Consider the following 12,292-nt stretch of genomic DNA (forward strand, 5'->3'; position numbering starts at 1 on the left):
TTAGTCTGGTATTAATTTTTACCGTTATTAGTGTATACTTGATTTTGTGATGAGGGTCACGAAACAAAGACCCCACTAAAAAATTCGACGAGGTAAAAATCATGAAAATCAAAACAACTGTAGCGGCGCTGAGCGTCCTGTCTGTCCTGTCATTCGGTGCTTTCGCAGCAGACTCCATTAATGCCGATCAGGCGCAATCCCGTGAGGCTATCGGTACGGTTTCTGTCGGCGCAATCGGCACGTCTCCAATGGACATGCATGAGATGCTGAACAAAAAAGCGGAAGAACAAGGTGCATCATCCTATCGCATCATTGAAGCGCGTTCCGGTGACCACTGGCACGCTACCGCTGAGCTGTATAAATAAGTTTTAGTAATAACAGAAGACGACTATCTCCACTCAACGGCACCAGGCATAAAAATAGCAGTTCAACCCTTCTCGCCGTTGAGCAAAAACCTCTTCAGGAGCAAAGACTATGAAAACCAAATTAATCATCGCAACCCTCGGTCTGGCATCGGTTCTCTCTTTCGGCGCAAGCGCAGCCGTCCAGCAGGTGAATACCGAGCAGGCGCAAAATCTGCAGTCTATGGGTAGTGTTTCCGTAACGTCCGTCACCGGCTCTCCGATGGATATCCGTCAGGAGCTGGCCGCAAAAGCTGAAAAAGCAGGCGCCAGCAGCTACCGCGTCACCGAACTGAATCAGGGTGACCACTGGCACGCTACGGCAGAACTGTATAAATAAACCCTCGTCGTATCTCATCATACGACTTGCCCCTGGCCTCGCTGGTCAGGGGCTTTTTTTCGCGTAATCAATGGCGCGCGTTGAAACGCAACTGCCCTTCCAGCTCTTCTTCTGCTTCATCAAACAATAAAATCAGCGCCCCAAATCGTCTGCGCAGCTTATCGGGCAGATGAATAAACTCTATCTCCAGCGGTAACGGCAGCTGACTGCCGGTCACCACATCCCACAGCATATCCAGATTCGTGACGCTTTCCCGTTCCAGATCAAACGCCCGGATAAATTCACGATAGAAGTCTTCCTGACTGTCGATCTCGTCAAAATCAAAGGTATAGGTTTTCATTGCCAGCCACCCAGTCCAGGCGAGCGGCAGATGCCGCCCTGTCTATTATAATCCCCCGATATGCAGGGTTTTGACTTCCAGATACTCTTCCAGCCCCAGCACGGACCCTTCTCGACCCAGGCCAGACTCTTTTACCCCACCAAAAGGTCCAAGCTCCGTGGAAACGGCGCACTCATTAATCCCAATCATCCCGCTTTCGATTGCCTGCGAGACGCGGAAAACGCGCGACAGATTCTGAGTATAAAAGTAAGCCGCCAGACCATAAGGCGTGTTGTTGGCGCGCTGGATGACTTCATCTTCAGAAGTGAAACGGAAGCAGGCGGCAACGGGACCAAACGTCTCTTCTTCCGCCAGTTTCATGCCTTCATGACAGTCGCCAAGCACGGTGGGCATCCAGAAATTGCCCCCAAGCGGATGTGGTTTACCGCCCGCCAGGACAGTCGCCCCCCGGGCAACAGCGTCTTCCACATGCTCGCGCACTTTGTTCACCGCGGAGGGTTCAATCAGCGGGCCTACGACCACACCGTCTTCCAGACCATTTCCCACCTTCAGCGCGTTCACCGCATCGGCCAGTTTGTTCACAAACTTGTCGTAGACGGTTTCCTGAATATAGAAGCGGTTAACGCTGACGCAGACCTGTCCGGCATTACGGAATTTGTTGGCGATCGCCCCTTTGACGGCAGCATCGATGTCCGCATCTTCAAACACGATATACGGGGCATTCCCCCCCAGCTCCATCGAAACTTTTTTCATGGTGTCCGCGGCGTTACGCACCAGCGTTTTGCCGACGGAAGTGGAGCCAGTAAACGAGATTTTCCGCACCTCGTGACTCGCCATAATCGCGTCGCTGATCTCATGCGTATTACCGGCCACGGCGTTGAGGACGCCATCCGGCACACCGGCCTGTTTCGCCAGCGTGAGCAGCGCAAACGCGCTGAGCGGGGTGTTGTTTGCCGGTTTGATGACCCCGGTACACCCCGCGGCCAGCGCCGGACCAAGCTTACGGGTGAGCATCGCCATCGGGAAGTTCCACGGCGTAATTGCCGCCACCACCCCCACAGGCTCACGGGTAGCCAGAATGCGGGAGCCCGGTTTGATCGGTGGAATAATTTCACCGTTAGCGCGCTTGGCCTCTTCGGCAAACCACTGAATAAAACTGGCGGCGTACTCCACCTCGCCTTCAGCTTCTTTCAGGGGTTTGCCCTGTTCGGTGGTCATTAACCGACCAAGCCAGCTTTTATTCTCGATAATCAGTTCATACCAGCGATAGAGAATGGTCGAGCGCTCTTTCGCGGTTTTGGCCCGCCAGGCCGGGAAGGCTTTCGCGGCGGCGGCAATCGCCTCTTCGGTTTCTGCTTTACCGGCTTTCGCCACTTTGGCGATAACATCACCGGTGGCCGGGTTCAACACATCAAACGTCGTGTCCAGCGTTTTCCATATGCCGTTAACCAGATAACCGGTCTGAAAAAGAATGTGGTCCTGAAGCGCCTGGGTAGTCATGTGTCCTCCCTTTCTGAATGTAAGAGCCTGCAGAAATAAGTATAGCCACAAAAAAACCGACGCTTTTAGCGTCGGTTTTTTACTTCAGTCAGTTATCCGTCAGGACATTCTGGTAGCGGTGCAGCATAAACACCAGCCGCGCTACCGGCTCGGTCACCTGAGGAGGCGCTTCCCAGACCCTGAGCTTCTCCTGGTAGACATCCAGCTCTTCCAGCAACTGCTTAAAGTAACGGCGTCGTTTGTCATCACTGGAGGCGGAAAGCACATGGTCCGCGGTACGGCGCAACTGGCGGTGGAATGCCGACAGATCGTCGTTGATGGGCACCGGTGCGTTACGCAGACGCTGATGCGCAATGATCATGGTTAACGCCAGACGAAAGCGGGCAATGTCGCCAGGGAACTTATTCAACAGTAAAAACAGCTGCTGATAGAGCGCAGGCAGATGGTTCTCTTTACGGCGCGCAGTGTTGGTGGTCATGGAGGAGACCGCCGCCGAAACGAACTGGTTCAACAGCACGCGACCTGTTCGCGCCTGGGAATTGTCGCGCACCAGCAAAATCACCATCATCGCCAGGAAACAGCCCACCAGCTGACCCAGGGCGCTGTCGAGGAACTGGCTGAAATGGAACGTCATGGGGTTATCCAGCACCAGAATGTTAATAGTACTGGCGAGGGCACCGAGCGATCCCAGACGGCGCTTCTGCACTTCTATCCCGATAAAGAATGCCATCACCGCAAGACTGATACAGAGCAGCAACATGCTCTGCTGCGTGGACGGGAGGATCACCAGGAAATAGAGCGCGCCAAGCGGTAACGCGGCAATCGTGCCGTACAGGAAATCGATAGCGACCATACGCGGGTTGGGCAGACGCATTGCCAGCGCCGTGACGACGGCAATCATGACCATCGCGCCGCTGCCGGAGGTCCAGCCAGTCCACAGCCAGAACAGCGTGCCGAGCATACAGGCAAGCGTGGTACGCCAGAAGTTGACCATCGCGTGGTGGCGCTCGGCCGACTCCGCCTTGATCACCACTTCGCCCTGCAGGACTTCCTCTTCCGCCGCGCTGATTTTCGTATTGCCGATCACGCCCCGTTTCAGCAGCAGGTAGCGCGTCGCGGCGCCAACCCACGTATAAATGGTCACCGGTGTGTCGCGCTCTCCGGTCCAGGCAATGACCCGCCGCATGCGTTTGAGCTGCTTATGTACGTCCTGCACCGTTTCCACCGGCTCGGCAAACAGTTCGCGGAAGGTATCGGTAACCGATTCCGGGCGGGTGTTCTGAATAAGATAGGTTTCGCACGCCTGGGTAATCAGCGTTAAGGAGACGGTATTGATCGCTTTAAGACGACGGTTGGCGCGCGCCCAGCGCGAGGACTCCATATTAAGGTTACTGCGCATCCCTTCCAGCGCCTGCGTGCGGCGAACCAGTCCACTCCAGGCTTTGTCCACCTCTTCGCTGTCACCGTGCTTGATGCAGAGCTGCATCAGCTGATACTGGGAGACGATCAGCGCATCCAGTTCGCGATCCACCTCCTGTTTGATGGAGCGAGGGGAGAAAAGCAGGTCAGCAACAATTGCGCAGACGATACCAATCACGATCTCACTGCAGCGTTCCACGGCAAACTGCGGCGCGAGCAGCGGTTCGGTTTGAATGGTGATGACAATAATCAGTGCGGTATAACCCGCCAGCCCCCAGGCGTAAGAGTTTTCGACCTTCACCAGAGAGGAGAGCCAGGTGCAGAAGCCCGCCCAGATACAGCACACCAATACCATCAACAGTGGCGTGCGGATCATCAGAATGATAATAGTGAGCGCGGCGATACAGCCGATAAACGTCCCGATGATACGCAGCATCCCGCGATAGCGGATCGCCCCGGAATAAGGCTCCCCACCTGCCGCGAATGCCGGGCCAGCCGCGACAATCGCCGCCGTTAACACCGCCCAGCGGGGGGTTTCCAGCTGGAAGTGAAAGCCGACAAACAGCGCCAGCACAATGGCACTCGCCAGCTTCACGGCGAAGCGAATGTGCTGGCTGGCGATAGTAAAGATCCCCATAGCGATTAACCAAACTCGCGCAGACGATGGGCGATTTTACGGAAAATAGAGTCCTGGCTGGCGTCCCGGTCTTTCTCACCGGTGATCACCACCGTCGCGGTTGTGCCCGCAGGCCACAGGTTGCCCTGCTGTTCGTCCAGATGAATACGTACCGGCACACGCTGGGCCAGGCGCACCCATTCCAGGTTGGAATCAACCGTCGCCATCCCTTTCGCATCATTGGAGCTGCTGGAGTTGGTGACGCCAGCCGCAACGCTATCTACGGTACCTTTAAAGACGCGGTTGCTGCCAAGCGGCGTGATCTCTGCGCGGTAGCCCGGACGAACGCCTTCCAGTTTGGTCTCTTCCATATAGGCAAGCACATAGAATGAGTTTTGTTTCACCAGCGCCACGGCGGTTGAACCGCGGGTGATAAACTCCCCGGCATAGACATTCAGGTTGGTGACCCAGCCATCGGCAGGTGCGCGGATCACGGTACGCTCCAGATCGAGCTTCGCCAGGTCGCGCGTCGCCTGCGCCTTTGCCAGCTGATGCAGCACGGTTTGCAGCACGTTGTTAGACTGATCGATCTCTTCCCGGGACATCGCCTGAACCCCCAGCTGGTTACGGCGGCCCGCCTCGCGGCGTTTCTCCGCAGCCAGCGCCTGGTAATAGGCGACATCCGCTTCCGCTTCTTCCAGTGCTTTCTGGTAACGCGGCTGGTCAATGGTGAACAGCACCTGGTCTTTCTTCACCAGCTGGTTATCGTGGACGTTAACCGCCGTGATAAGACCGGCCACGTCGGGGGCGATCGCCACAACATCGGCGCTAAAACGCGCGTCACGCGTCCACGGTGATTCGGTGTAATAGACCCAGGCGCGAAAAATAGCGATGAACGCGAGGATAACCAGCGCCATGGTGATGGCGGTGCGGGAGATTTTTCTTGTTAGCGTTTTCACATCAACCTCAGACAAACATGCGCGATATCAGGTAGAACAGGCAGCAATACAGCGCGGTATTGAACAATGCAGGGTGCCAGACGAAATCGTAGATCCCGGTAGGAACCAGCACCTTGCGCACCAGCCAGAAGATCGCCAGTGATAAAAGAAGCTCGAAAAATATCGGTGGGAACGACAGACCGAACACCACGATAACGGGAAACAGACTCATGTTGACCTTGATAAGAGAGAGTGCAGGCTTCAGAATTTTTAGCGCACGCCACCGCGGAAGAGCAAGAAACGCCGGGCGAGAATGGCGCAGCCGTTATGTAATTAATAATATATTAACGTAACTGTTATGCTGTTATCTATAATATGTGATCTAAATCACTTTTAAGCCAGAGTGAACAATGGAACGTTTAAAACGCATGTCGGTCTTCGCCAAAGTGGTTGAACTTGGCTCATTTACTGCTGCTGCCCGGCAGTTGCAGATGAGCGTATCCTCCATCAGTCAGACGGTGTCAAAACTGGAAGATGAACTGCAGGTGAAGCTGCTCAACCGCAGCACCCGCAGTATTGGTCTGACGGAGGCGGGTAAAATTTACTATCAGGGCTGTCGCCGCATGATGCATGAAGTGCAGGATGTTCACGAGCAGCTCTATGCCTTTAACAACACGCCCATCGGGACACTGCGGATTGGCTGTTCTTCAACTATGGCACAAAATGTTCTCGCCGCCATGACCGCAGAGATGCTGAAAGAATATCCGGGATTAACCGTGAATCTGGTTACCGGTATTCCCGCCCCGGACCTGATCGCAGACGGGCTGGATGTGGTGATCCGGGTTGGCGCGCTGCAGGACTCCAGCCTCTTCTCCCGTCGACTCGGGAGTATGCCGATGGTGGTCTGTGCCTCGAAGAGCTATCTGGCGCAGTACGGCGTGCCGGAGAAACCAGCCGATCTCGCCAACCACTCCTGGCTGGAGTACAGCGTCCGCCCCGATAATGAGTTTGAACTGATTGCCCCGGAAGGCATTTCTACCCGACTGCTGCCGGAAGGACGGTTTGTCACCAACGACCCGATGACCATCTCGCGCTGGCTGGTGGCGGGCGCCGGGATCGCTTACGTCCCGTTAATGTGGGTGATCAATGAGATCAACAGCGGAGTGCTGGAGATCCTGTTCCCTCGCTACCAGTCCGATCCGCGTCCGGTGTATGCCCTGTATACCGAAAAAGACAAACTGCCGCTTAAGGTGCAGGTGTGCATTAACTATCTGACCGAGTATTTTGTGGAGGTTGCGGAACTGTTTCAGGGCATGCGGGGAAGAAGGAAAGAGTAGGTATTTCCCCCCTCCCCGTTGGGGAGAGGGTTAGGGTGAGGGGAGAAAATTACGCCGTGCCGCCCACCGTGAGGTTATCGACCTTCAGTGTCGGCTGGCCCACGCCCACTGGCAGGCTCTGGCCCTCTTTACCGCAGACGCCCACGCCGTTGTCCAGCTTGAGATCGTTACCGACCATGGAGATCTGCTGCATGGCTTCGATACCGGAACCAATCAGCGTCGCGCCTTTCACCGCTTTGGTCACTTTGCCTTTTTCGATCAGATACGCTTCTGACGTAGAGAAGACGAATTTACCGGAGGTGATATCCACCTGACCACCGCCAAAGTTTGGCGCGAAGATCCCGTAATCAACAGACTCAATGATCTCCTGCGGTGTGGACTGGCCTGGCAGCATGTAGGTGTTGGTCATACGCGGCATCGGCAGATGTGCATAAGATTCACGACGGCCGTTACCCGTTGGCGCCACGCCCATCAGGCGCGCGTTCAGTTTGTCCTGCATATAGCCTTTCAGCACACCGTTTTCGATCAGCACGTTGTACTGACCCGGCGTACCTTCATCATCGATGGAGATAGAGCCACGGCGATCAACCATGGTACCGTCATCCACCACCGTGCACAGTTCAGAGGAGACAAGCTGCCCTATCTGACCGCTAAATACGGAGGTGCCGCGGCGGTTAAAGTCCCCTTCCAGACCATGCCCCACGGCTTCATGCAGCAGCACGCCCGGCCAGCCAGCGCCCAGTACCACCGGGAATGTCCCCGCAGGTGCCGCCACGGCAGAAAGATTGACCATCGCCATACGCACGGCTTCTTTTGCCCACGCGTCCGCACGGGCTTCACCGTCGACATCACCCAGGAACCAGTCATAACCAAAACGACCACCGCCGCCGCTTGAGCCACGCTCGCGCTTGCCGTCCTCTTCCACCTGCACGCTGATGGAGAGACGCACCAGCGGACGGACATCCGCCGCCAGGGTGCCGTCCGTCGCCGCGACCAGAATCAGTTCATAGACACCGCTCAGGCTGGCAGACACTTCCTGCACGCGTTTATCGGCAGCTCGCGCCACTTTGTCCACGCGGCGCAGGATATCCAGCTTCTCTTCACGGCTCATGCTCTGCAGCGGGTCGATGCTGGTATAGAGCGCAGAATGCTGCACCTCACCCAGCGTTTTAACACGGCCATCGCCAGCGTCACGCACGATGGTACGTGCCGCCTGCGCGCTCTGCTCCAGCGCAGCCAGGCTTATCTGGTCCGCATAGGCAAAACCGGTTTTCTCGCCGCTGATGGCGCGCACGCCAACGCCCTGGTCAATGTTGTAAGAACCATCTTTGATGATGCTGTCTTCTAAAACCCAGGATTCGTGATAGCTCGACTGGAAATAGAGATCGCCGTAGTCGAGACGGCGTTCGGTCAGTTGACCAAGAATGGAGAACAGGTCCTGATGGCTCAGGCCGTTCGCTGCGAACAAATGTTCACTTACCAGGTTCAGACTCATCGTATTGCTACTCGTTCGTTGCCGCCTGTGGCGGTATAAAGATCGTATTTATTGAGAGTGAGGCAATTACCTGCCCACGTCAAATCATTGCTGTGCATCTTTGCGCGGCTGGCGCAGCACTTCATTAATCTGCGGTTTATCCACCGGACCGGTGATGCGGTAGCGCAGAATAGAGACTTTGCTCCACAGCGGCCCCAGCACTTTACTGGCGGCAAACACCGCAGCACCAACAATCGGGTTCACCACAAAGGCAGCTGCCACTCCCACGCTCGCGGAGATTTCTGGTGCCACCACGGCTTCCATATCCAGCTCGCGACGTACAAGGTTAACCGAGCCCTTCATGGCGATATCCGCTTCCAGGCCGTCCACCAGCGTGTCGTCCGTATGCATAACGCCGTCCTTGATCCATGCCGTACTGCGGATGGAATCGTAGTAGAACCCTTCACTGAAGGTATCGCTGAAATCAAAACGCAGCTTACGCAGCAGTGCATCAAAGCTCAGGAGACGCAGGATCTGCCCGGCGCGTCCCGTGCTCACATCGGCAATTTCACCTTTTCCGAAGCGGGTTTTCAGTATGCCGTTAAGCGAGGCTTCATCCGGCTTCCACGGCGCGTCACGCCAGTGAAGATCGTAATCGACGTCAAATGACGAGCCGCGCAGCGGCGTGCTGATACCAAAGAAATTGGCTGCTGCATCCAGTTTGTTACCCTTAATGTCGCCTTTCAGCGAGGTGCGCTGTTCGCCTGGGTTATTCACCCACTCGCCCGCGGCCGTCAGACGACCAAAGCCGGTATCCACCAGCCCACCCGTGAGGCTCAGCGTGTTGCCCTGAATCGCGAAGTCACCGTCAATGCGGCCATATTTTTGTCCCCACAGCCAGCACTCAGCACAGCGCAGTTGCAGATCCGGCCAGCCGCTGAAGTCCACGCGGGAAGTGTTACTCAACGGCGATGCCGGAGTCGATTGATCTTTCCCGCCCGCCGTTGCCGGGTTGTAGTAGAGATAGCGGATTGCCGCCTGCCACGGGGCGTTATCGCGCATGGTCAGGGTGGCGTTGATCTCCCTGCCCTGAGCCTCTACTTTCGAGCCGTTAGCCGTGGGCTGAGAGACGATACTCAGGTTGTTCCACTGTTGCCCACCCAGCGTGAGCGACGGTGTGCGCACGGTGACGGTTTGCGGGAACTGCGCCGCCTCATCCACGTTTTGCCCGACACCTTTCTGGAACAGCGCCAGCCACTGCGCGCCATCCATCGGCGGGAGATTCAGCTCAATGCCCTGGTGATCCGGGAGCGGAGGCGTGGTTCGGCTGTCCGTCGTCCAGATGGCTTTGTCCAGCGTCAGCTTACGGTTGAGCAGCCAGCGGCTGTTGAAATGATTCGTGCCACCCGCGCTGCCGGTTAACTCGAAGCTGTTCAGGTTGCCCACGACGTTAAGCTTCACGGGCAGCGCCTGTCCGGCCTGTTTATCCAGCGGTGCAGGCAACTGGCTGCTGAGATTTTTCAGATCGCCAGTAAGGTCGACCTTATACTTCGTACCGGCGTGGTAGGGCAGTTCAATATCCACCTTCCCCTTCCAGGCGGCTGCACCATCAACCGACTCCTGAATGGGTTTCGGCAGTACATCCATCCGCGAGGGTTGCCAGTTACCGTCCAGATTGACAGCCACCTGGTAGGCCTTCTCCCCCTCGGTGGTCGAGAAGTCGATGTTGACGGGCTGATTGAACCAGTTGGCTGTGAGCGGCTCACTCTTCAGGTTGCCGTTCACAAAGCTGAACTGTCCGCTGAGGTTCTTCAGCGTACTTTCCAGCGGTTTGATATACAGGCTGTTGTTGTTCAGGCGGACGTCACCTTTGGCGGTGGTCATTTCGCCGTCCAGCGGGATATCCAGATGTAAGCGAGCATTCACATCGCCATCAAGCTGGAGTTGCTCAAGCGTGGCAGCCAGCGAAGCTTTCAGCGGCGTCTCTTCAAAATAGGGACCGACCGCCTTGCCCGGCCCGTTGATATCGGCATCAATCAGCAGTTTCTCTTTTGAGTAATCGGGGATATTTGCCGTCAGGTTGGTGGCCGTCACGCCGCCCAGCGCGACGCTGTCTGACTTCATCCACAACCCGTCATTGAGAAAATTAAGCTCGATATCGAGGTTTTTCAGTGCAGGCCAACCCGGCTGGAACGCAAAGGTAGCGTTGTGCAACGGCACCAGCACCTGGAACTGACCTTCGTTATGTTTGTATGGGAAAAGATGCGGATTACCGCCATAGGCCAGGGTGGCGTTATCCGCCTGACCGCCCTGGATCGCCCCGCTCAGGTAGTCCACGAGCGCTTTACCCATCAGGTTTTCCGGGAAGTAACGCCAGGCCTGAGAACCGTCGCTGGTGCTGATCCCCGCCAGAATACCCAGCCACGGCTCTTCACCTTCAGGCTTTAAATAGCGGAAATCCCCGCGGGCATGAACCGCTTTGGCTTTCACATCGATATGGCGGCCATCAAGCTGGAAGCCCTTATCATTGCGCAGCCAGTTAAGCACCGCGTTGCCTTTTTCAATTTCCAGCGGTGCCCTGAAGACCGTTTCATAAGGCATTTTGGCGTCATGCATCTCAACGGTCAGCCTGCCGTTCTCAACGCTGCCCTCCAGCTTGCCGCTGAAGTTCTCAGCCCCCGGCAGCAGTTTCCACTGTTTCCAGGCCAGATCTTTCCACGTCGCCTGGAAGCGGGTTTTCTCGGTTGCCTGCAGCGGGATATCCAGCGCGAGGGCGTCAATTTCCCCACTTGGCTGCGTTGCCAGCCAAACGTCACCCAAATCCGGAGAGAGCTTCGCTGCCATGGAGCGCAGCCCTTCAATGGCCGCCAAATTGAGATGCGTGGCGCGGATACGCAGCTCATCGCTACGCTTATTATTCGTGCCGCCGACATCCTGCTCAGGCATCCATGCCAGCGTCAGCGCGCCGCGCGGCCAGGGTTTGCCGTCCATGGTGATGCGCGTATCCGGGATGGCAAACTGCCAGCCCCCTTTCTCTTTCGTCACATGTGCGGTGAGGTTATCTACAGAGAGTTGATGCTGCTTGCTTTCGCCTTGCCAGCTTGCACCGCCCTGCTTCAGCCTGATATCGCCGCTGGCGAAAACGCCTTTCGTCAGGGTCATCCAGCCTTCCAGGCTAAAACGGGCCGTTTCCAGCTGCATGTTTTGCTGCAGCCAGTCGCCGAGCCACGGCTTCACATCCACGTCGTCAGCCTGCAGCCACACCTTGCCGTTGTTGAGCAAGCCGTCGTCGTCACGCAGATCCATACGGACCTGCATGACCCCGTGCTGGCCGTTCAGGCTGGAGAGGTTCACCTGCCCCTCGGCACGGTGACGCTCTTTGCCGTTAAGCCAGGTCAGTTGCGGGATCTTCAGTTCGGCGCGCTGGCCGGAAAGGGTTATAAAGCTTACTTCGCTGTCGCGCAGATCGAAATGATCGAACTGACGCAGGAAGAGATCGCTCAGGCGGTTGGCTTCAAGGCTCTGCGTGTTATCCCCGCCGGAGAGCGGCGTGTTGGTCAAAAACTGAAGCTGATAAAAGGTGAGATCGCGGAACTGCCAGCGCATGTGCAGCAGGCTTTGCCAGACATCCAGTGCCAGGGTCACGCGTTTGATTTTCAGATAGCCGCCATCTTTCAGGCTGGCACTGATGTCCCGGGCATCCAGCGTCGGGCCAAAGTTTTGCCAGCTGGCGCTGACCTGGCTTACGTCAACCGGCACACCGGTGGCGGATTCGATCTTCGCCAGCACCTGCGGACGCCAGCTGTCCAGATGCGGTAAAACGAGGCGCAGCCCGCTCACGAGCAGCGCGACAATCACGACAAGCGTTGCCCCTGTAAGCAGTAAAATCCCCGGCAATCGCCTCACGCATCTCTCCTTGTCAGCTTT

Annotated in this window: 10 protein-coding genes; 3 read left to right on the forward strand and 7 right to left on the reverse strand. The window is 56.6% G+C overall.

The genetic code is table 11. The annotated features are described in order from the left end of the window. Positions 1–101 precede the first annotated feature (101 nt). Positions 102–365, forward strand: a complete 264-nt coding sequence (gene yhcN, locus ACQG19_RS22330; RefSeq protein WP_013098973.1) for a peroxide/acid stress response protein YhcN — start codon at positions 102–104, stop codon at positions 363–365. Positions 366–474: 109 nt separating this feature from the next. Further along, positions 475–741 carry a peroxide/acid stress response protein YhcN gene (gene yhcN / locus ACQG19_RS22335; protein WP_013098974.1) on the forward strand — a complete coding sequence of 89 codons (267 nt, stop codon included), beginning with the start codon at positions 475–477 and terminating at the stop codon, positions 739–741. 67 nt (positions 742–808) lie between these two features. Here the strand turns inward: yhcN (ACQG19_RS22335) and ACQG19_RS22340 are convergent, their stop codons facing one another. From ACQG19_RS22340 to aaeX, 5 genes are all read right to left on the reverse strand, one after another. Then, positions 809–1,081 (reverse strand): barstar family protein, encoded by a 273-nt coding sequence (locus ACQG19_RS22340; RefSeq protein WP_013098975.1) that lies wholly within the window; start codon positions 1,079–1,081, stop codon positions 809–811. A 45-nt stretch (positions 1,082–1,126) separates the two neighbouring features. Further along, entirely contained in the window at positions 1,127–2,581 is a 1,455-nt protein-coding gene (locus ACQG19_RS22345) for an NAD-dependent succinate-semialdehyde dehydrogenase (protein WP_023620890.1), read from the reverse strand. Positions 2,582–2,669: 88 nt separating this feature from the next. Then, positions 2,670–4,637 carry a p-hydroxybenzoic acid efflux pump subunit AaeB gene (gene aaeB, locus ACQG19_RS22350; RefSeq protein WP_013098977.1) on the reverse strand — a complete coding sequence of 656 codons (1,968 nt, stop codon included), beginning with the start codon at positions 4,635–4,637 and terminating at the stop codon, positions 2,670–2,672. Between the two features lie 5 nt (positions 4,638–4,642). Beyond that, entirely contained in the window at positions 4,643–5,575 is a 933-nt protein-coding gene (gene aaeA / locus ACQG19_RS22355; RefSeq protein ID WP_013098978.1) for a p-hydroxybenzoic acid efflux pump subunit AaeA, read from the reverse strand. A 7-nt stretch (positions 5,576–5,582) separates the two neighbouring features. Next, entirely contained in the window at positions 5,583–5,786 is a 204-nt protein-coding gene (aaeX, locus tag ACQG19_RS22360; protein WP_003860416.1) for a p-hydroxybenzoic acid efflux pump operon protein AaeX, read from the reverse strand. Between the two features lie 178 nt (positions 5,787–5,964). Between aaeX and aaeR the strand changes: the two genes are divergently transcribed. Then, positions 5,965–6,891, forward strand: a complete 927-nt coding sequence (gene aaeR, locus ACQG19_RS22365; RefSeq protein ID WP_013098979.1) for an HTH-type transcriptional activator AaeR — start codon at positions 5,965–5,967, stop codon at positions 6,889–6,891. 49 nt (positions 6,892–6,940) lie between these two features. Here the strand turns inward: aaeR and tldD are convergent, their stop codons facing one another. Continuing rightward, a complete protein-coding gene (gene tldD / locus ACQG19_RS22370) occupies positions 6,941–8,386 on the reverse strand; it encodes a metalloprotease TldD (RefSeq protein ID WP_040021906.1) in 1,446 nt (481 codons plus the stop codon). Between the two features lie 84 nt (positions 8,387–8,470). Then, entirely contained in the window at positions 8,471–12,271 is a 3,801-nt protein-coding gene (gene yhdP / locus ACQG19_RS22375; protein WP_161657234.1) for an AsmA2 domain-containing protein YhdP, read from the reverse strand. Positions 12,272–12,292 lie beyond the last annotated feature (21 nt).

The organism is Enterobacter cloacae complex sp. 277I4 (genome assembly GCF_050031465.1).
Taxonomy (GTDB): Bacteria; Pseudomonadota; Gammaproteobacteria; order Enterobacterales; family Enterobacteriaceae; genus Enterobacter; species Enterobacter cloacae.